This is a genomic window from Streptomyces sp. NPDC004134, from assembly GCF_042874195.1.
In the GTDB taxonomy this organism is placed as follows: Bacteria; Actinomycetota; Actinomycetes; order Streptomycetales; family Streptomycetaceae; genus Streptomyces.
Window position 1 is genome coordinate 97,288 of sequence record NZ_JBIAMS010000029.1, and the last position, 19,368, is coordinate 116,655.

A 19,368-nucleotide genomic window follows, 5' to 3' on the forward strand; every position below is an offset into this window, starting at 1 on the left:
GTGCGCTACTGGTTCTGGTCCACCCCGCGGTAGTACTCGAAGACCCAGCCGTAGAGGCCGACCAGGATCACGGGGATGGAGAAGTACAGCAGCCACCAGTTGAGGACGATGCCGAGGAAGGCGAGCGCGCCGCCGATGGCCAGCGACAGCGGCTGCCAACTGTGCGGGCTGAAGAAGCCCAGCTCGCCGGCGTCGTCGGCGACCTCCGCCTCCTTGTTGTCCTGCGCCCCGGTGTCGACCCGGCGGGCCGTGAAGACCAGGTAGTACCCGATCATCGCGGTCAGGCCGAAGGCCAGGAACAGCGCGGTGGTGCCCACCGGCTCCTTCGACCAGTAGCCGTAGACGATCGCCGCGACCAGGACGAAGGCGGCGAGCCAGCCGAACATGTGGCCCTGGATCTTCACTTCGCTTCCCCTTCGCTGCCGCCGCCGACGAGCGTCTTGTCACCGGCGCCGTGGCCATGCCCGACCTGGGCCGCCGCGATCTCGGGATGGTGCAGGTCGAAGGCCGGCGACTCGGACCGGATGCGCGGCAGCGAGGTGAAGTTGTGCCGCGGCGGCGGGCAGGACGTGGCCCACTCCAGCGAGCGGCCGTAGCCCCACGGGTCGTCGACCTCGATCTTCTTGCCGTACTTGGCGGTCTTCCACACGTTGTAGAAGAACGGCAGCATCGACATGCCGAGCAGGAACGAACTGATCGTCGAGAAGGTGTTCAGGGCCGTGAAGCCGTCGGCCGCGAGGTAGTCCGCGTACCGCCGGGGCATGCCCTCGGCGCCCAGCCAGTGCTGCACCAGGAACGTGCCGTGGAAGCCGATGAACAGCGTCCAGAAGGTGATCTTCCCGAGCGTCTCGTCGAGCATCTTGCCGGTGAACTTGGGCCACCAGAAGTGGAAGCCCGCGAACATCGCGAAGACGACGGTGCCGAAGACCACGTAGTGGAAGTGGGCCACCACGAAGTACGAGTCGGAGACGTGGAAGTCCAGCGGCGGCGAGGCCAGGATGACACCGGTCAGACCGCCGAAGGCGAACGTGACGAGGAAGCCGATGGACCAGAGCATCGGTGTTTCGAAACTCAGTGATCCCTTCCACATCGTGCCGATCCAGTTGAAGAACTTCACTCCTGTTGGCACCGCGATCAGCATCGTCATGAACGCGAAGAACGGTAGGAGTACGCCTCCTGTCACGTACATGTGGTGCGCCCACACGGTCACGGACAGGCCGGCGATGGAGATCGTGGCGGCCACCAGGCCGATGTAGCCGAACATCGGCTTGCGGCTGAAGACCGGGATGACCTCGGAGATGATGCCGAAGAACGGCAGCGCGATGATGTACACCTCTGGATGCCCGAAGAACCAGAAGAGGTGCTGCCAGAGCAGCGCACCGCCGTTCGCCGGGTCGAAGATGTGCGCCCCGAACTTGCGGTCCGCCTCCAGCGCGAGCAGCGCGGCGGCCAGCACCGGGAAGGCGAGCAGCACCAGCACACCGGTGAGCAGCACGTTCCAGGTGAAGATCGGCATGCGGAACATCGTCAGGCCGGGCGCCCGCATGCAGATGATGGTCGTGATGAAGTTGACCGAGCCGAGGATGGTGCCGAAGCCGGAGAGCGCCAGACCCATGATCCACATGTCGGCGCCGACACCGGGCGAGCGCACCGCGTCGGAGAGCGGCGTGTACGCGAACCAGCCGAAGTCGGCCGCGCCCTGCGGGGTGATGAAGCCGGCGACGGCGATCAGCGACCCGAAGAGGTACAGCCAGTACGCGAACATGTTCAGCCGCGGGAACGCCACGTCGGGCGCGCCGATCTGCAGCGGCATGATCCAGTTCGCGAAGCCCGCGAAGAGCGGCGTCGCGAACATCAGCAGCATGATCGTGCCGTGCATCGTGAACGCCTGGTTGAACTGCTCGTTGCTCATCACCTGCGTGCCCGGCCGGGCCAGCTCGGCGCGCATGAACAGCGCCAGGACGCCGCCGATGATGAAGAAGAAGAACGACGTCGCCAGGTACAGCGTGCCGATCGTCTTGTGGTCGGTGGTCGTCAGCCACTTCACCACGACGTTGCCGGGCTGACGGCGGCGCGCGGGCACCTCGTCCTCGTATGCGTCTTCGCCCGCGCCCGCGGCCGCCGCACCCTGGGGTTCGTTGAGGATGCTCATTGGTAGTTGGTCTCCGCATTCCTAGCGGCGTCGGTCTGGGGGATGCCCGCCGGGATGTACCCGGTCTGGCCCTTGTCGGCCAGCTTCTGCAGGTGCTCCTGGTACTTCTCCGGGGAGACCACCTTCACGTTGAAGAGCATCCGGGAGTGGTCCGTGCCGCACAGCTCGGCGCACTTGCCCAGGAAGGTGCCCTCCTTGTTGGGGGTCACCTCGAAGACGTTGGTGTGGCCGGGGATGACGTCCTGCTTCATCAGGAACGGCACCACCCAGAAGGAGTGGATGACGTCCCGGGAGGTCAGCACGAACTGGACCGTCTCACCCTTGGGGAGGACCAGCGTGGGGCCCGGGTTGCCGGTCTGCTCGTTCTCGCTGGCGGGCACGCCGTAGTCGTAGACGCCCTCGGCGCCCTTCGGCACGGCCTTGAAGTCCCGGTCGGGGATGGCGTCGAGCTCCTTGGGCCGCTTCGCCGGCGTGGCGGCGTCGCCGTCCAGGTTCTCCAGGTAGTTGAAGCCCCAGCTCCACTGGTAGCCGACCACGTTGATCACGTGGTCCGGCTTCTCCGAGGTCTCCAGCAGCTTGCTCTCGTCGCGCGCGGTGAAGTAGAAGAACACCGCCACGACGATCAGCGGGACGACCGTGTACAGCGCCTCGATGGGCAGGTTGTACCGGACCTGGGCCGGGACCTCGATCTTGGTCCTGGAGCGGCGGTGGAAGATGACGCTCCAGAGGATCAGGCCCCAGACGAGGACCCCGACGGCCAGGGCGGCCGCCCAGGATCCCTGCCACAGGGAGAGGATCCGCGGCGCCTCCTCGGTGGCCGGCGTCGGCATGCCCAGACGGGGGAAGTCCTTGTAGGTACAACCGGAGAGGGTGACCAGGACCAGGCCCGCGGCCAGCGCCTGCGGCAGCCTTCGCCGCATCGTGCGCCGCGGCGAGCGGGTACCTCCCGCGGCCGCCTTGCGGCCGCGGGGGAGGTCGGAGCCGTTGTGACTCACGTAGCGCCTTCCCGAGAGTCTCGCCCACGGTCCCTTCGGGCGCGCGGGCAGCAGGTTTGGATGTTTACGCGGACCAAACCCTACTGGACGCCATTTGGGGTCGCTCGGGGAGGGTGCCCTGGCGCGCCGGGGGCACTCCGATGGGGTTGCGGGGGCCGTCAACTCGGTCCTGCCGGTCCCCCGTCGGGGCCTGTCCCGGCCGCAGGCGTCGCGGTCCCGGGCGCGCGGACCAGGGGTTAGCGTGGTCCGGTGCCGTACTTCGACGCCGCGTCGTCCGCGCCCCTTCACCCGATCGCCCGGCAGGCCCTGCTCGCCGCGCTCGACGAGGGCTGGGCCGATCCGGCCCGGCTGTACCGGGAGGGCCGCCGGGCGCGGCGGCTGCTGGACGCCGCGCGCGAGACCACCGCGGACCTCGTCGGCTGCCGCCCGGACGAGCTGGTGTTCACGTCCTCGGGTACGCGCGCGCTCCACGACGGCATCGCCGGGGCGCTGGCCGGGCGCCGCCGCACCGGGCGGCACCTCGTCGTCTCGTCGGTCGAGCACTCCGCGGTCCTGCACGCCGCGGAGGGCCACCAGACGGCGGGCGGGGACGTGACGTACGTGCCGGTCGACCGCGGCGGCCGGGTGGCGCCCGGGGCGTACGCCGGGGTGCTGCGCGCCGATACCGCGCTGGCCTGTCTGCAGTCGGCCAACCACGAGGTGGGCACCGAGCAGCCGGTCGCCGAGGCGGCCGAGGAGTGCCGGGCCGCCGGGGTGCCGCTGCTGGTGGACGCGGCGCAGTCGCTGGGCTGGGAACGTACCGCCGGGCCGTGGTCGCTGCTGACGGCGAGCGCGCACAAGTGGGGCGGCCCGCCAGGCGTGGGGCTGCTCGCGGTGCGTAAAGGGACGCGCTTCGCGCCCGCGGGCCCGGCGGACGAGCGGGAGTCGGGCCGCGCGCCCGGCTTCGAGAACATCCCGGCGATCGTCGCCACCGCCGCGTCGCTGCGCGCCGTACGCGGGGAGGCGGAGGCCGAGGACGCCCGGCTGCGCGCGCTGGTGGACCGGATCCGCGCGCGGGTGCCGGAGACGGTCGCGGACGTGGAGGTGGTCGGCGATCCGGAGCGCCGGCTGCCGCATCTGGTGACGTTCTCCTGTCTTTACGTGGACGGGGAGGCGCTGCTGCACGCGCTGGACCGGGCGGGGTACTCGGTCTCGTCCGGTTCTTCGTGCACGTCCAGCACGCTGACGCCGAGCCATGTGCTCAAGGCGATGGGCGTGTTGTCGGAGGGCAACGTGCGCGTGTCGCTGCCGCGGGGGACGTCGGTGGAGGACGTGGAGGGCTTCCTGCGGGCGCTGCAGGACGCGGTCGTGGGGGTGCGGGCGGAGCTGGGCCCGCCCGTGAGCGGTGCGGCCGAGGAGACACCGGACGGGGAGCTGGTGGTCGACGCGCGCGGGCGGCGGTGCCCCATCCCCGTCATAGAGCTGGCGAAGGTCTTCGACCGGGTGCCGGTGGGCGGCACGGTGCTGGTGCTGTCGGACGACGAGGCGGCGCGGCTGGACATCCCGGCGTGGTGCGAGATGCGCGGGCAGGAGTACGCCGGCGAGGAGCCGGCGGCGGGCGGCGGCACGGGCTACCGGGTGCGGCGCAGGAGCTGAGCGGCGGCTGGGTCCGTACGGCAGACGCGCGGCGGGCGCCCGGCTGGTCCTTTCCGCCGGGCGCCCGCGCGCACTGCTGGTCGTGCCGGTCCTGCTGCGTCAGTCCTGCACCGACTCCGGCAGGTGCTCCTGCACCTCGGCGGCGGCATCCTGTCCGTACGCCTTGGTGAAGCGGGCGACGAAGTTGCTGCGCCGCAGCTCGTACTCCTGCGGGCCCACTGTCTCGATGACCAGCGTCGCCAGCATGCAGCCGAGCTGCGCCGCCCGCTCCGTGCTCACGCCCCAGCTCAGCCCGGACAGGAAGCCGGCCCGGAAGGCGTCCCCGACGCCCGTCGGGTCCGCCTTGCGCTCCTCCTCCGGGCAGCCGACGAGGATCGGCTCCTCGCCGGCGCGGTCGATGCGCACGCCGCGGGCGCCGAGGGTGGTCACGCGGGTCGCGACGTGGGTCAGCATCTCCTCGTCGCCCCAGCCGGTCTTGGTCTCGATCAGCCCCTTCTCGTACTCGTTCGAGAAGAGGAACGCGGCGCCCTCGGTGAGGGTGCGGATGCCGTCCCCTTCCATGCGCGCGATCTGCTGCGAGAAGTCGGCGGCGAAGGGGATGCCGCGGGTGCGGCACTCCTCGGTGTGGCGCAGCATCGCCTCGGGGTCGTCGGCGCCGATGGAGACGAGGTCGAGGCCGCCGACACGGTCGGCGACGGTCTTCAGCTCGATCAGCCGGGCCTCGCTCATGGCGCCGGTGTAGAAGGAGCCGATCTGGTTGTGGTCGGCGTCGGTGGTGACGACGAAGCGCGCGGTGTGCAGCACCTCCGAGATGCGTACGGAGCCGGTGTCGACCCCGTGCCGCTCCAGCCAGTCGCGGTACTCGCCGAAGTCGGCGCCGGCCGCGCCGACGAGGATCGGGCGGGCGCCGAGCTGACCCATGCCGAAGCAGATGTTGGGTCCGACTCCGCCGCGGCGCACGTCCAGTTTGTCGACGAGGAACGACAGCGAGACGGTGTGCAGTTGGTCGGCGACCAACTGATCGGAGAACCGACCGGGGAAGGTCATGAGATGGTCGGTCGCGATGGAGCCGGAAACGGCAATATGCACGGCGTACGCTCCTGTAGGCGGGGCAGGTAACGCGGGTAGTGCTCACGCTACCGGCTGAACACCGGCCTCCGGACGGGTTCGACCCGGCCAAAACTACCTGATAGTAGGTCTTACCACTCCTCGCCGCGGGTGCGTACGGTCGAGATATGCAGAAGGACTCGCGGGCCTCCGCCACCCCCCTCCCGTCGTCGGCCTTCCCGAGCGCAGCGCCCCTGGAGCTGGACGGCGGCCTCGCCGAGCTGCGCACCGACTGCGCCCGGATGGCGCCGCACTGGTCGGGCCACCCGCACAGCCCCGCGGGGCACGTGCCGGACACCCGGATCAGCGGTCTGGCGCGGATCATGGTGCCGCCGGCCTCCGCGGACCTGCTCCGCGGCATGTCCGAGTACGGCGACTGACCCCGCCGCCCGGTCGGCTCCCCCCAGAGGGAACCGGATCCGCGTGACCGGCGTCCCATCGGCATCCCCGACGAAGGAGCCGAACGGTGAGCACCGAGCACACCCCAGGTCCCGTGCCTGAGCCCGAGCCCGCGCACGCCCGCGCGTCCGGGCCGGACGGCCGGGACGCCGAAGGCCCGGACGGCGCCGGCGAGCCCGGCCCTCCGGACGGCGGCAGGCGCCGCCCCGGCGTGCTGGTGGCCGCGGCCGTCGCCGCCGCGGTGATGCTGACCGGCGGCGGGGTCGCGTACCTGGTGGACCGTGCGGACGACGGCGGCGGTGCCGGCTCCGACGGCGGCGAGCCGCCGCCGCTGCGGCTCGACGGGCTCTCCATGGAGGCCGCGGCGAAGGGCGGGAGCGCGCCGCTGCGGCTCGTCGGCGAGCTGCCGGAAGGGCCGGACGAGGCGCCGGTGTTCGCGCCCGCGGGCCGGGTCGGTGCCGCCGACGTGGCGCGGCTCGCGGCGGCGCTGGGGATGGAAGGCAAGCCCCGCGAGGAGGGCGGCGGCTGGCGCGTCGGCGTCTCGGGCGACGGGCAGGGGCCGCTGCTCCAGGTCCAGTCGGAGGCGCCCGGCGCCTGGACGTACCAGCAGCACGGCGGCACCGCCTGCGACCTGCCGCTGCCTGCGGAGCAGGATGGCGGCGACCCGGACGCGGCGGTGACGTCCGCGTGCGCGGCCCCCCTCACCCCGCGCGACGCGCAGGGCGACGCGGTGCCGGAGTCCGCGGCGAAGAAGGCCGCGGCGCCGGTGCTCGCGGCGGTGGGCCAGGAGGACGCCGAGGTGGCGGCGGCCCAGCCGTTCGGCGCCGTGCGTACGGTGACGGCGGAGCCGGTCGTCGGCGGGCTGCCGACGGCGGGCTGGGAGACGTCGCTGCAGATAGGCGGGGACGGGAAGGTGACCGGCGGCAACGGCTACCTGGCCGAGCCCGCCGAGGCGGACACGTACCCGGTGATCACGGCGGACGCGGCGTTCGCGGAGCTGAACAAGCCCCCGGACGGCAGCGGCGAGGTGCCGGCGATCGCCCCGGCGTGCGCCTCGGCGGTGCCGTACGAGGAGGGCACGGGGCCCGGCAAGCCGCTGGTCGGCAAAGTCGACCCGTGCATGGGCAAGATGGCGCCGACCAAGGTGCGCGGCGCCGAGTTCGGGCTCTCCGCGCAGTCGGTGGAGGGGCGGCCGGTGCTGGTGCCGTCCTGGCTGTTCCAGGTGACGAGCGACTCGCCCACCCCGTTCCACGGCGGCAAGCCGGGCACGATCGTCTGGCCGCAACTGGCCGTCGCGCCGGAGTACGTCACCGCCGCGGAGCCGAGCGCGCCGGCGGTCCCCGAGCCGGCCCCGCCGACGTCCGCCCCGGGCGCCGAGCCCACCGCGGGCGGCGGCTCCGCCGGCCGGCCCGGCAGCCCCGCACCGTCGGAGAGCAGCGACTCCGGGCCGGATTCGCCCGGTCAGGTGGCACCCGCCGAGCCCGCGCAGCCGCCGTCGTCCGCGGCCGCCGAGGAACCGGAGAGCCGCGGCGGTGCGGTGGCGAGCCCGGTGGGCATCGAGTCGTACTCGGTGTCCGGCCGCACCCTGAAGCTGCACTTCTGGGGCGGCGTGTGCACCGAGTACGCGGCAGCCGCCGACGAGTCGGACGGCGCGGTGAAGGTGCGGCTCACCGGTGCGGACGAGCCGGGCGAGGTCTGCATCGAGATCGCCAAGCGCTTCACGGAGACGGTGGAGCTGTCCGCACCCCTGGACGGCCGCAAGGTCGTGGACGCACGAACGGGAGAGCGGGTGGCCGCCAAGTAGGCAGCAAGAACTTGCCACGCCGGGCGGCGACGCCCACACAAGCGGAAGGCGGCGGAACCGTGGGGGTTTCCGCCGCCTTCCTCATGCCGGTACGGACCGCGGCCCGTATGCGCTCCGGGCGGGTCCGGCTAGCTGAAGGAGTCGCCGCAGGCGCACGAGCCGGTGGCGTTCGGGTTGTCGATCGTGAAGCCCTGCTTCTCGATGCTGTCGACGAAGTCGATGGACGCGCCGGTCAGATACGGGGCGCTCATCCGGTCGGTCACGACCGAGACGCCACCGAAGTCCTTGACGACGTCGCCGTCGAGGTCGCGGTCGTCGAAGAAGAGCTGGTAGCGCAGGCCGGAGCAGCCACCGGGCTGAACGGCGACGCGGAGCTTGAGATCCGGCTGGCCTTCCTGCTCCAGCAGGCTCTTGACCTTCGCCGCAGCGGCGTCGGACAGAATGATGCCGTCGACTGCGGTGGTCTCGCCCTGAACGGTCATTCGCATGTCTCCCGGGTTGTGGACTGCTTGCCGATCGAGTCCAACCGGCCGCGCTCCCGATTCATTCCGGCCGGGGGCGCGCTTTCTTGCTCCTTTCATGCTCGCATACGCCACCACTTCGGGTCATCCGCCCAAGGTCGGAGGAGGGCGTACGGACCGGTCCCGGGCCCGCGCGCGGCATTCGTCACATTGACGCGAGCACCATCGTCAACCTGACGCGAAGGGGATATGATTAATAATGTCAATGTGACGAAAACAGATGCGCCGGCAGCCCGCCGAGAGCCGAAGAGAAAGGGTGGAGTGCGCTGTGACCACCGCCCAGGACCTTGATGTGACCCCCACGCCCCTCGCCCTGCTGCTGCTCGGGCGGGAGGCAGACCCCGCCAGCGAGCGCGGCGTCGACTGTCCAGGCGACCTGCCCGCCCCCTCGGATCCCGGGCTGGTCGAGCGCGCCCGCGCCGCCAAGGAGCGCCTCGGCGAGAAGGTCTTCGTCCTCGGCCACCACTACCAGCGCGACGAGGTCATCCAGTTCGCCGACGTGACCGGCGACTCGTTCAAGCTCGCGCAGCAGGCCGCCGCCCGCCCCGACGCGGAGTACATCGTCTTCTGCGGCGTGCACTTCATGGCCGAGTCCGCGGACATCCTCACCTCCGACACCCAGGCGGTCGTCCTGCCCGACCTGGCGGCCGGCTGCTCCATGGCCGACATGGCCACCGCCGAGCAGGTCGCCGAGTGCTGGGACGTGCTCACCGAGGCCGGTGTGGCGGACGTCACCGTCCCCGTCTCGTACATGAACTCCTCGGCGGACATCAAGGCGTTCACCGGCCGGCACGGCGGCACCATCTGCACCTCCTCCAACGCCGAGCGGGCCCTGAACTGGGCGTTCGGCCAGCGCCCCGCCGGCGCGGGCAAGGTGCTGTTCCTGCCCGACCAGCACCTCGGCCGCAACACCGCGATACGCGACCTGGGCCTCTCCCCCGACGACTGCGTCGTCTACAACCCGCACCGGCCGGACGGCGGCCTGACCGCCGACCAGTTGCGCGCCGCGAAGATGATCCTGTGGCGCGGGCACTGCTCCGTGCACGGCCGCTTCTCGCTCGACTCGGTCGAGGAGGTACGCGAGCGCATCCCCGGCGTGAACGTGCTGGTCCACCCCGAGTGCAAGCACGAGGTGGTCGCCGCCGCCGACCAGGTCGGCTCCACCGAGCACATCATCAAGGCACTCGACGCGGCCCCGGCCGGCTCGAAGTGGGCCGTGGGCACGGAGCTGAACCTCGTCCGCCGGCTGGCGAAGCAGCACCCCGACAAGGAGATCGTCTTCCTCGACCGCACCGTCTGCTTCTGCTCCACGATGAACCGCATCGACCTGCCCCACCTGGTCTGGGCGCTGGAGTCGCTGGCCGACGGCAAGCTCGTCAACCGCATCGAGGTCGACAAGGAGACCGAGCACGACGCCAAGCTGGCGCTGGAGCGGATGCTGGCGCTGCCCTGACGGCCGGATGCGGGGGGTGACGCGGGCCCGGCGCAGGGCAGAGGATTGACCCCATGATCCTGCGCCAGGTCCGCGACTCGAAGGACGACGCCGAGGCCGTACGCGCCACCGCCCACGCCGCGTTCGCCGCCTCGCACGCCGCCAAGGGCGACCCGCCCGAGGAGCCGGACGAGAACGGCGAGATCCTCCTGCGCAGCGTCGTACGGCACCTGGCGCGCACCGACCCCAGCGGCTGCTGGCTGGCCATGGACGACTCCGGCCGGCCGCTGGGCGCGGCGCTGTCCACCAGGCGCGAGGGCACCTGGGGTCTCTCGCTGCTGGTCGTCGCGCCGGAGGCGCAGGGCAAGGGGCTCGGCAAGGCGCTGCTGGCGCGCACGCTCGCGTACGGGCGCGGCTGCCTGCGCGGCCTCATCTGCGGCTCCCGCCACCCGCACGCCGCCCGCGCCTACCGCGCCGCGGGCTTCACCCTGCACCCGGCCATGCGGCTGCGCGGCACCGTCGACCACGCCGGCCTCGAACCGCCCACGGGCGCCGTCGTCGAAGGCGGCCCGGGCCAGCGCGACCTGATGGACTCCGTCGACCGCAGGCTCCGCGGCGGCGCCCACGGCCCCGACCACGCGGAGCTGCTGCGGCACTACCAGTGCATCGTCTCCGACGACCTCGCGGGCAGCGGGTACGCGTACCTGCGCGACGGCGGCATCGAGCTGCTGGCGGCGACGTCGCGCCGGATCGCGGCGCGGCTGCTGACGGCGGCGCTGCTGAGCCTGGCCCCGGGGGCGGTGGCGCGGGTCGCGGATCTGACGGCGGACCAGGAGTGGGCGGTGGACGTGGGGCTGGCGGCGGGGCTGGAGCTGACGACGGCGGGCTATGTGTGCGTACGGGGCATGCGGCCGCCGGCGCCGTACATCCCGTCGGGGATGTTCCTGTAGCGCTACGGGCCCCGGGATACGGGCGTGCGGTGCGGGTCTAGCTGCCGGGGCGGACGAGGCCCGACTCGTAGGCCAGGACCACCAGTTGGGCCCGGTCGCGGGCGCCCAGTTTGGCCATCGTGCGGTTGACGTGCGTCTTCACCGTCAGCGGGCTGACCTCCAACTGGCCGGCGATCTCGTCGTTCGCCAGCCCGCGGGCGACGAGCCCCAGCACCTCGCGCTCCCGGCTCGTCAGCACGGCGAGGCGGTCCGGCGCCTCCTCGCGCCCGGTGACGTCGGCCGTGCCGCCCGGCGGGACGTCGCCGCCCGCCAGGAAGCGGGCGATCAGCCCCTTCGTCGCCGTGGGCGACAGCAGTGCGTCGCCGTCCGCGGCCACCCGGATCGCGGCCAGCAGCTCGCCGGGCTCGGCGCCCTTGCCGAGGAAGCCGGACGCCCCCGCGCGCAGCGCCTCGATGACGTACTCGTCGACCTCGAAGGTCGTGAGGATCACCACGCGCACATGGCCGAGGGTGTCGTCCTCGGAGATCGTGCGGGTGGCGGTCAGGCCGTCGGTGCCGGGCATCCGGATGTCCATGAGCACCAGGTCCGCGTCCGTCTCGCGGACGATCCGCACCGCCTCCGCGCCGTCGCCTGCCTCGCCGACGACCTCCATGTCCGGCTCGGAGTCGACCAGGACGCGGAACGCGCTGCGCATCAGCGCGTGGTCGTCCGCCAGCACCACCCGGATCGGCCGCGTCCGCGGCGGCGGGACCTCGCTCACCCCTGCTCCTTGATCGCCTCACCGGGCGCGCGGCGCAGACAGCCGGACACCCGCGTCCCGTTCGCCTCCCGCTCCCGCGGCGGCCGGGCCGTGCCCGCCCCGCCCGCGACGGGGCCGCCGCCCGTGCCGGCGTCCGCGGCCACCCGCAGCGGCAACCGTACCCGTACCTCGAAGCCCGTCCTGCCGTCCGTACGCTCCCCCGCCGTACACCGGCCGCCCAGCGCGGCGGCGCGCTCGCGCATGCCGACGAGCCCGAGCCCGCCCACGCGCTCGCCGTCCGCGTCCCCCTCGGCGCCGTCCTTCCCGCCGCCGTCCCGCCGGGCGTCGTCCCGCCCCTCGTCCGGTGCGGTGCCGGCCGCGCCGGGGCCGTCGTCGCGGACCGCGATGTCCAGCTCGTCCGCCTCCCGGGACAGGCTCACCACCGCGTGCGCCCCGGCCCCCGCGTGCTTGCGCACGTTCGTCAGCGCCTCCTGGAGCACCCGGTACGCGGCCAGGTCCACCGCCGCCGGCAGCCCGCCGATGACCTCGGCCGCCCGCTCCACCCGCGTCGTCACCGCCGTCCTGCGCGGGCCCAGCTCCGAGGCGACCTCCACCGACACCGGCGTGCCCGCCCGGACGAACCCCTCCACCAGCTCCGTCAGCATCGCCAGCCCCGGCGCCGGCTCGGTGGGCGCGTGCGGGTCGCCGGACTGACGCAGCAGCCCCACCGTGGTGCGCAGCTCCTCCAGCGCCGTGCGGCCGGCGTCGCGCACGTGCGCCAGCGCCTCCCTGGCCTGGTCCGGGCGGCTCTCCATCACGTGGGAGGCCACCCCCGCCTGGACGTTGACCAGCGCGATGTGGTGCGCGACGACGTCGTGCAGCTCGCGCGCGATCCGTACCCGCTCCTCCGCGACCCGCCGCCGCGCCTCCTCCTCGCGGGTCCGCTCCGCCCGCTCGGCGCGCTCGCGGATGGCGTCGACCACGGCCCGGCGGCTGCGCACGGCGTCGCCGACGCCCGCGGCCATCCCGGTCCAGGCGAAGACCCCGAGGTTCTCGTCCGCGTACCAGGGGCGGTCGCCGAAGAGCATCATCGCGAACGTCAGCACCCCGATGGTGAGCAGCGCGATGCGCCAGGTGGTGTGCCGGTCGGTGCGGGCGGCGACGGTGTAGAGGGAGACCACGACGCTCAGCGCGATCGGCGAGCGCGGGTCGCCCGCGGAGGCGATGACGTGCGCGATGGTCAGCGTCATCGTGGCGGCGAGCACGGCCCACGGCACCCGCCGGCGCAGCACGAGGACGGCGCAGGCCGCGGTCGCGAGCACGACCTCGGCGGGGCCGAGGTCGGCGGGCGGCGGCGCGTTCGCCCCGCGGTCGGGGTACACGGAGCTGATGAGGATGGCGGCGAGCGCGGCCGCCGCCAGCAGGGCGTCGGCCGCGAGGGGGTGCGCCCGCAGCCAGCGGGGCAGAGCGGCGAGTGGGGTCACGGCAGCGTGGGGTGCAGAGGAGGGCCGGCCCCGGTCCTGACGACCGGGGCGGGGAGCGGCCGAGGCGTACGTGGTGCTGGACCGGATGTCAGCCGGGGATGAGGCCGTCGTCGCTGAGCATCTCCCGGACCTCCTCCAGGGAGGCGTCCGGCCCGGGGAGGATCAGCTCCGAGGGCTCCAGCGCGTCGGCCGGCAGGGGGGCGCCCAGCGAGCGCACGGCGTCCAGCAGGGCGCCGAGGGTCCGCCGGAAGCCGGCCTCGTCACCGCTCTCCATCTCGGCGAGCAGCTCGTCGTCCAGCTTGTCGAGCTCGGCGAAGTGGCTGTCGTCCAGCTTCACCTGACCCTCCCCCATGATCCGTACGATCACGGCCTTCTCCCGTTCTTCCGAGCCCGTCGCGGGGCAGTCACTGCTTGTCGAACCGCGGGGCGTCCTGCGGCGGAGCCTGCTGCTGCGGCGTCTGGGCACCCTGCTGGCCGCCCTCGATCGCCTGCTGCTGCTCGGCGGGACCGCCCGCCAGCTCGGCCTTCATGCGCTGCAGCTCCAGCTCGACGTCCGCGCCGCCGGAGAGCCGGTCCAGCTCGGCGGAGATGTCGTCCTTCGCCATCCCCGTCGGGTCGTCCAGCGCGCCGGAGGCCAGCAGCTCGTCGATCGCGCCGGCACGGGCCTGCATCTGCGCCGTACGGTCCTCGGCGCGCTGCACGGCCAGGCCGACGTCGCCCATCTCCTCGGAGATGCCGGAGAACGCCTCGCCGATCCGGGTCTGCGCCTGCGCCGCGGTGTACGTGGCCTTGATGGTCTCCTTCTTCGTCCGGAAGGCGTCCACCTTGGCCTGCAGCCGCTGGGCGGCGAGGGTGAGCTTCTCCTCCTCGGTCTGGAGCGTCTGGTGCTGCGTCTCCAGGTCGGTGACCTGCTGGTGCAGCGCCGCCTTGCGGGACAGCGCCTCGCGCGCCAGGTCCTCGCGGCCGAGGGCGAGGGCCTTGCGGCCCTGGTCCTCCAGCTTGGCGGACTGGTTCTGCAACTGGCCGAGCTGCAGCTCCAGGCGCTTGCGCGACGTCGCCACGTCGGCGACGCCCCGGCGCACCTTCTGGAGCAGCTCGAGCTGCTTCTGGTACGAGTAGTCGAGGGTCTCGCGCGGGTCCTCGGCCCGGTCCAGGGCCTTGTTGGCCTTCGCGCGGAAGATCATCCCCATCCGCTTCATGACACCGCTCATGGGCCTCGCGCGCCCCCTTCTGACGGACTTCAGCCTCGGCACATACTCTGCAGAACCCACAGTACGGGCCCTGCTTCTATTACCGCACTGCCTGGGCGCCAATGCGCTCCTCCTGTGGGACGAACCGCATGGGGTCCGTCCTCCCGCCCAGGGAGTAGACGACCGTAGGGGCTCCCGGTCCACGCGCCCCCACAGGTAGTGACACGCACGCCGTTGCCGGATCGTTCCCCCTCGCTCTGGGTCGTACACCCGGGAGCCCCTATTCTTGGGCTTGTGTTCGGAAGCCGTTCCAAGGATGACCAGTCCACTGAGCCCGAGGTGAGCGCGGTGGAGTCGAAGCATGTGCGTCCGGCCGAGGCGCCCAAGGGCAGGCCCACGCCCAAGCGCAGCGAGTCGCAGGCGCAGCGCCGCGCCATGGCCAAGACGCCGACGACGCGCAAGGAGGCGTCAAAGCGCGCGCGGGAGACGCGCAGGGCCGACATGGCCCGCCAGCGCGAGGCCCTGGCCTCGGGCAACGAGAAGTACCTGCCCGCGCGCGACAAGGGCCCGGTGCGCAAGTTCGTGCGGGACTACGTGGACTCGCGGTGGTGCGTGGCGGAGTTCTTCCTGCCGCTGGCCATCGTCATCCTCCTGCTCAGCATCACGCCGTCGGCGGGGCTGAAGAACATCTCGCTGCTGCTGTGGCTGTTCGTGATCGTGCTGATCGTCTTCGACTCGATCGCGATCTCGATGCAGGTGAAGAAGCAGCTCAAGGCGCGCTTCCCGGACGAGAGCCACCGGGGTGCCAAGGCGTACGCGCTCATGCGCACGCTGCAGCTTCGCCGGATGCGGCTGCCGAAGCCGCAGGTGAAGCGGGGCGAGCGACCCTGACGCCGGCGGGCGTACGGGGCGGGTGACCGCCGCGTACGCCCGTACGAGCCGTACGTCGCCCGGGTGCCGGGCCGGGTGCCTACGCGCCCTCGGCCGCCGCCAGGCTCATCGGGCCGTACACCTCGGCCCCGTCCTCCAGCAGCCTGACCTGCTCGACGCCGCCCTCCAGCAGTTCCTTCCAGACCTCGCCGAGCCACGACTCGGCGTCACCCTGGGTCGTGAAGTCCTCCGGCTCCACCGCCGGGGTCGTCTCCGTGCCGTCGGCCTTCTCGAACCGCCAGGTCCACGCTGCCATGACTGCCTCCGTCCCACGCCGGATAGTGCGCTGGCAGCGTAACCGAGAGCGCTGAAGCGCCGCCCCGCCCGGGCGCGCGAGCGCGCGCCGCGAGACGATCGGGGCGTGGACATCACCCTCCTCGGCACCGGTGCGCCCGCCGGGCTGCCGCGCCCCGGCTGCCCCTGCGCGGCGTGCGCCGCCGCCGTCGGGCCCGAGGCGCGGGCGGCGACGTCCGTCCTGGTGGACGGCATCGTGCTGCTCGACCTCACGCCCGGCGCCGCGCTCGCCGCGGCGCGCGCCGGGCGGACGCTGTCCGGCGTCATGCAGGTGCTGCTCGGCCACCCGCACGACGGCCCGGCCCTGGCGCCCCCGGCGGGCGTGCCGGCGCCGTCGCGGGCGCCGGAGGGGCAGGAGATGACGCTGATCAGCGGGCACCGGGTGCGGGCCGTCGCGGTCGACCACCCCGGCACCGGGTACGAGATCACCGGGCCGGGCGGGCGGCGGCTGCTGTATCTGCCGCCGGGGGCCGCCCCGGCGGGCCTCGAGGGCGCCGTGGAGCCGTACGACCTGGTGCTGCTCGACGTCTGCGGGCGCCCCGACGCCCTCGCCCGGCTGCGCGCCCACGGCGCCGTCGCCCCCGCCACCGACGTCGTCGCCGTCCACCTCGGCGGCCACTCCGGCGACGCCTCCGGGCCGACGCCGCCGCCGGGGCCCGAGCTGCACCGCCGGCTCGCCGCCGCGGGGGCCAGGGCCGTACCGGACGGGGTGAGCCTCGTCGTGGGACACGGCCCGGACAGCCCTCTCGTGCCGCGGCGCACGCTGGTCCTGGGCGGCGCCAGGTCGGGCAAGTCGGTGGAGGCGGAGCGGCGGCTGGCGGCGTTCCCCGAGGTCGAGTACGCGGCCACCGGCGGCACCCGCGACGGGGACGACGAGTGGGCGGCGCGGGTCGCCCTCCACCGCGAGCGCCGGCCGGCGAGCTGGCGTACCACCGAGACGTGCGACCTGCTGCCGCTGCTCGGCGTGCACGGCGCGCCGCCGCTGCTGATCGACTGCCTGTCGCTGTGGCTCACGGACGCCATGGACCGGGCGGGGGCATGGGAGGGGGGCGACGTACGGCCGCGGGTGGACGAGCTGGTCGCGGCGGTCCGCGCCACCCGCCGCACGGTCGTCGCCGTCAGCAACGAGGTCGGCTCGGGCGTCGTCCCGGCCACCCCGGCGGGCCGGCTGTTCCGCGACGAGCTGGGCCGGCTGAACGCGGGCGTGGCGGCGGAGTGCGAGCAGGTGCTGCTGGTGGTGGCGGGGCAGGTGCAGGTTCTCCGGGGGTAATCGATTCTTCGGCGCGCGGACCGCCGGGTACGCCGCCCGTTCCCATACCGGACCGGATACGGACCAACCGGCCGGGCACCGGTGACCGCGGCCACGGCGGAGATCCCCCGCGGCGGCGCCGCCCGCGCCCGTTCCCCGGGGCCAACCTCGGGGGCAGCGGAGTCGGCGGCGCCCCCGGCGGGTAATCTGCGCCCGTGAGCGGCCTGAATCTGGACGACTTCATCAACGACATCGACCGCCCCGACTCGGCCATCCGCCGGGATGCCGAGGAGTGGCGGGCGACCCACGGCCCGCGCCCCGGGGCGCTCGGCCGCCTGGACGACCTCGGCGAGTGGCTGACGGCGGCGCAGGGCGGCGTGCCGGCCAAGCCCGTCGCGGCGGCGCGCCTGGTGCTCTTCGCCGGCGACCACGGCGTCGCCGAGCTGGACGTCTCGGGCCGCGCCGCGGGCACCGCCGACGCGCTGGCCCGCGCCGCGCTCGACGGCCGGAGCGCCTCGGCGATCCTCGCCCGCCGCTTCGGCGCCGGGCTGCGGGTCGTCGACATGGCGCTCGACTGCGACCCGGAGTCGCTGCCGAAGGAGGTCACCCGCCATCGCGTACGCCGCGGGTCCGGCCGTATCGACGTCGAGGACGCGCTGACGGCGGAGGAGGCCGAGGAGGCGTTCCGGGCCGGGATGGCGGTCGCGGACGAGGAGGCCGACTCCGGTACGGACCTGCTGCTCCTCGGCGACCTCAGCGTCGGCGGCACCACGGCGGCGGGCGCGATCGTCGCGGCCCTCTGCGGCACCGACGCCTCCGTGGTCACCGGCCGCGGCGGCGCGGGCATCGACGACCTGGCCTGGATGCGCAAGTGCGCCGCGATCCGCGACGCGCTGCGCCGGGCCCGGCCGGTGCTGGGCGACCAGTTGCAGTTGCTCGCCACGGTCGGCGGCGCGGACCTCACCGCGATGACGGGCTTCCTGCTGCAGGCGGCGGTGCGCCGCACGCCGGTGGTGCTCGACGGGGTGGTCTCGGCGGCGGCGGCGCTGGTCGCGCAGCGGGTGGCGTTCCGGGCCCCGGACTGGTGGCTGGCGGGCCAGGCGAGCGGCGAGCCGGCGCAGGAGAAGGCGCTGGACCGCATCGCGATCGACCCGCTGCTGGACCACGGCGTGACGGCGGGCGAGGGCGCGGGCGCCCTGCTGGCCCTGCCGTTCCTCCAGGCGGCGGCGGAACTGTGGGCGGACCTGCCGGAGAACACGGCGGGCCCGGACACCGCGGCCGAGGAAGCGGTTGACGACATCACCTGACGCGGCACCCCCTCCGGAAGACCGGGACGAGGACCGGGCGGCGGAGCCGTACGAGCACGCCGCGGCGGACCGGCCCGGGCAACCGGACGCACCCAAGTCCGGTTGCCCGGACGGGGCGGACACCGCCGGGCCTCCGGTCACACCCGGCCCGGCGGAGCGCGCGGAGCGCCGCGACGCCGCCGGGCCGCTCGAATCCCCCCGCCCGCCGGAACCGGCCCCACCAACCCGCACAGCCACGCACGACCGGTCGGACCGCGACGCCCCCGGCCCCTCCGGGAGCCGTACCGCCGCGGATGCGCCCGGCTCATCTCCCCTCGACGGGCTGCGGTTCGCCTTCGGAACCCTCACCGCCCTGCCCGTGCGGGTGCATCGCTGGGACCGTGCCGCCGCGCGCGCGGGCATGGCCGCCGCGCCCCTCGTCGGGCTCGTGCTCGGCGCACTCGCCGCCGGGACCGGCTGGGTGCTGCTGCTCGCGGGGGCCGGGGCGGCCGTCGCCGCCGTGGGCACCGTCGCCGTGCCCGCCGTGCTGACGCGCGGGCTGCACCTCGACGGGCTCGCCGACACCGCCGACGGGCTGGGCAGCGGGCGGCCCGCGGCCGGGGCGCTGGCGGTCATGCGGCGCTCCGACATCGGCCCGTTCGGCGTGATCACGCTGCTGCTCGTGCTGCTCGCGCAGGTCGCCGCGGTGGCCGAGATGTACGGCGACGGCTCCAGGTTCCGCGCCGCGGTCGCCGTCACCGCCGCCGCCGTCGCCGCCCGCGCGGCCCTCACCCTCGCCGCCCGCACCGGCGTGCCGCCCGCGCGCCCCGAAGGGCTGGGCGCCGCGGTGGCGGGGGTGCTGTCCGCACGTACGGCCGTCGCCTGCGCGGCGGTTGGCACCGCCGTCCTCGCCGCGGCGGCCGGGCTCCTGTCCGGCCCGTACGCGGCGCTGCACACCGCGCTCGCGGTCGCCGCGGGACTGGCCGCCGCCGAACTGCTGCGGCACCACTGCGTACGGCGCCTCGGCGGGGTCACCGGGGACGTCTTCGGTGCGCTCGCCGAGACCGCCGCGACCGCCGCCCTGATCACCGCCGTCCTGGGCCCCGCCTAGGTGTATTGATCACGAGCGTTGTTAACGGTCGTGGGTATTGATCATGGCGAAGACCTCCGGTGTGGTGGAGGTGTCGAGTCTTCACCGCGC

The 19,368-nt window shown here is 73.7% G+C and carries 19 protein-coding genes; 9 read left to right on the forward strand and 10 right to left on the reverse strand.

The window, feature by feature from the left end:
• Positions 1–5: 5 nt before the first annotated feature.
• The 3 genes from ACFYVJ_RS29410 to coxB are packed head-to-tail and all read right to left on the reverse strand — an operon-like array spanning position 6 to position 3,147.
• Entirely contained in the window at positions 6–404 is a 399-nt protein-coding gene (locus tag ACFYVJ_RS29410; RefSeq protein ID WP_347575405.1) for a cytochrome c oxidase subunit 4, read from the reverse strand.
• Positions 401–2,152, reverse strand: a complete 1,752-nt coding sequence (gene ctaD / locus ACFYVJ_RS29415; RefSeq protein WP_101424962.1) for a cytochrome c oxidase subunit I — start codon at positions 2,150–2,152, stop codon at positions 401–403. The genes ACFYVJ_RS29410 and ctaD overlap by 4 nt, the downstream gene beginning before the upstream one ends.
• Positions 2,149–3,147, reverse strand: a complete 999-nt coding sequence (gene coxB / locus ACFYVJ_RS29420) for a cytochrome c oxidase subunit II (protein WP_388897733.1) — start codon at positions 3,145–3,147, stop codon at positions 2,149–2,151. Before coxB ends, ctaD begins: the two co-directional genes overlap by 4 nt.
• 249 nt (positions 3,148–3,396) lie before the next feature.
• Here coxB and ACFYVJ_RS29425 point away from each other — a divergent pair, with 249 nt between their 5' ends.
• The gene (locus ACFYVJ_RS29425) at positions 3,397–4,782 is read left to right on the forward strand and encodes a cysteine desulfurase/sulfurtransferase TusA family protein (protein WP_388897736.1); all 1,386 of its coding nucleotides are present in this window, start codon (positions 3,397–3,399) and stop codon (positions 4,780–4,782) included.
• Between the two features lie 99 nt (positions 4,783–4,881).
• Here ACFYVJ_RS29425 and ACFYVJ_RS29430 read toward each other — a convergent pair whose 3' ends face one another.
• Positions 4,882–5,871: a carbohydrate kinase family protein gene (locus tag ACFYVJ_RS29430; protein ID WP_388897739.1), complete on the reverse strand. Its 990-nt coding sequence runs from the start codon at positions 5,869–5,871 to the stop codon at positions 4,882–4,884.
• 146 nt (positions 5,872–6,017) lie between these two features.
• On the opposite strand from ACFYVJ_RS29430, the gene ACFYVJ_RS29435 reads away from it, so the two are divergent.
• Both ACFYVJ_RS29435 and ACFYVJ_RS29440 read left to right on the forward strand, forming a co-directional pair.
• Positions 6,018–6,269 (forward strand): hypothetical protein, encoded by a 252-nt coding sequence (locus ACFYVJ_RS29435; RefSeq protein WP_388897742.1) that lies wholly within the window; start codon positions 6,018–6,020, stop codon positions 6,267–6,269.
• 86 nt (positions 6,270–6,355) lie between these two features.
• Positions 6,356–8,092: a hypothetical protein gene (locus ACFYVJ_RS29440; RefSeq protein ID WP_388897745.1), complete on the forward strand. Its 1,737-nt coding sequence runs from the start codon at positions 6,356–6,358 to the stop codon at positions 8,090–8,092.
• A gap of 128 nt (positions 8,093–8,220) precedes the next feature.
• On the opposite strand, the gene erpA is transcribed toward ACFYVJ_RS29440, so the two are convergent.
• On the reverse strand, positions 8,221–8,574 hold the full coding sequence (gene erpA, locus ACFYVJ_RS29445; protein ID WP_101424956.1) for an iron-sulfur cluster insertion protein ErpA: 354 nt from the start codon (positions 8,572–8,574) through the stop codon (positions 8,221–8,223).
• Between the two features lie 307 nt (positions 8,575–8,881).
• Here erpA and nadA point away from each other — a divergent pair, with 307 nt between their 5' ends.
• Entirely contained in the window at positions 8,882–10,066 is a 1,185-nt protein-coding gene (nadA, locus tag ACFYVJ_RS29450) for a quinolinate synthase NadA (protein WP_388897748.1), read from the forward strand.
• A 53-nt stretch (positions 10,067–10,119) separates the two neighbouring features.
• Positions 10,120–10,995, forward strand: a complete 876-nt coding sequence (locus ACFYVJ_RS29455; RefSeq protein WP_388897750.1) for a GNAT family N-acetyltransferase — start codon at positions 10,120–10,122, stop codon at positions 10,993–10,995.
• A 37-nt stretch (positions 10,996–11,032) separates the two neighbouring features.
• Here ACFYVJ_RS29455 and ACFYVJ_RS29460 read toward each other — a convergent pair whose 3' ends face one another.
• The 4 genes from ACFYVJ_RS29460 to ACFYVJ_RS29475 all read right to left on the reverse strand — a co-directional run bounded on the left by ACFYVJ_RS29460 (position 11,033) and on the right by ACFYVJ_RS29475 (position 14,429).
• Positions 11,033–11,755, reverse strand: a complete 723-nt coding sequence (locus ACFYVJ_RS29460) for a response regulator (RefSeq protein WP_388897753.1) — start codon at positions 11,753–11,755, stop codon at positions 11,033–11,035.
• Positions 11,752–13,218: a sensor histidine kinase gene (locus tag ACFYVJ_RS29465; RefSeq protein WP_388897755.1), complete on the reverse strand. Its 1,467-nt coding sequence runs from the start codon at positions 13,216–13,218 to the stop codon at positions 11,752–11,754. The genes ACFYVJ_RS29460 and ACFYVJ_RS29465 overlap by 4 nt, the downstream gene beginning before the upstream one ends.
• An 88-nt stretch (positions 13,219–13,306) precedes the next feature.
• Positions 13,307–13,585, reverse strand: coding sequence for a hypothetical protein (locus ACFYVJ_RS29470; RefSeq protein ID WP_388897758.1), 279 nt, complete (start codon positions 13,583–13,585; stop codon positions 13,307–13,309).
• Between the two features lie 37 nt (positions 13,586–13,622).
• Positions 13,623–14,429 (reverse strand): PspA/IM30 family protein, encoded by an 807-nt coding sequence (locus tag ACFYVJ_RS29475; RefSeq protein WP_388897761.1) that lies wholly within the window; start codon positions 14,427–14,429, stop codon positions 13,623–13,625.
• 318 nt (positions 14,430–14,747) lie between these two features.
• Here ACFYVJ_RS29475 and ACFYVJ_RS29480 point away from each other — a divergent pair, with 318 nt between their 5' ends.
• A complete protein-coding gene (locus tag ACFYVJ_RS29480; RefSeq protein ID WP_388897788.1) occupies positions 14,748–15,299 on the forward strand; it encodes a DUF3043 domain-containing protein in 552 nt (183 codons plus the stop codon).
• A gap of 79 nt (positions 15,300–15,378) precedes the next feature.
• On the opposite strand, the gene ACFYVJ_RS29485 is transcribed toward ACFYVJ_RS29480, so the two are convergent.
• The gene (locus tag ACFYVJ_RS29485; protein WP_388897764.1) at positions 15,379–15,594 is read right to left on the reverse strand and encodes a hypothetical protein; all 216 of its coding nucleotides are present in this window, start codon (positions 15,592–15,594) and stop codon (positions 15,379–15,381) included.
• 105 nt (positions 15,595–15,699) lie between these two features.
• Here ACFYVJ_RS29485 and ACFYVJ_RS29490 point away from each other — a divergent pair, with 105 nt between their 5' ends.
• The 3 genes from ACFYVJ_RS29490 (at position 15,700) to ACFYVJ_RS29500 (ending at position 19,278) form a co-directional block, all read left to right on the forward strand.
• Positions 15,700–16,902: a bifunctional adenosylcobinamide kinase/adenosylcobinamide-phosphate guanylyltransferase gene (locus ACFYVJ_RS29490; protein ID WP_388897767.1), complete on the forward strand. Its 1,203-nt coding sequence runs from the start codon at positions 15,700–15,702 to the stop codon at positions 16,900–16,902.
• A 194-nt stretch (positions 16,903–17,096) separates the two neighbouring features.
• On the forward strand, positions 17,097–18,188 hold the full coding sequence (locus tag ACFYVJ_RS29495; protein ID WP_388897770.1) for a nicotinate-nucleotide--dimethylbenzimidazole phosphoribosyltransferase: 1,092 nt from the start codon (positions 17,097–17,099) through the stop codon (positions 18,186–18,188).
• A 322-nt stretch (positions 18,189–18,510) separates the two neighbouring features.
• A complete protein-coding gene (locus tag ACFYVJ_RS29500) occupies positions 18,511–19,278 on the forward strand; it encodes an adenosylcobinamide-GDP ribazoletransferase (RefSeq protein ID WP_388897791.1) in 768 nt (255 codons plus the stop codon).
• Positions 19,279–19,368 lie beyond the last annotated feature (90 nt).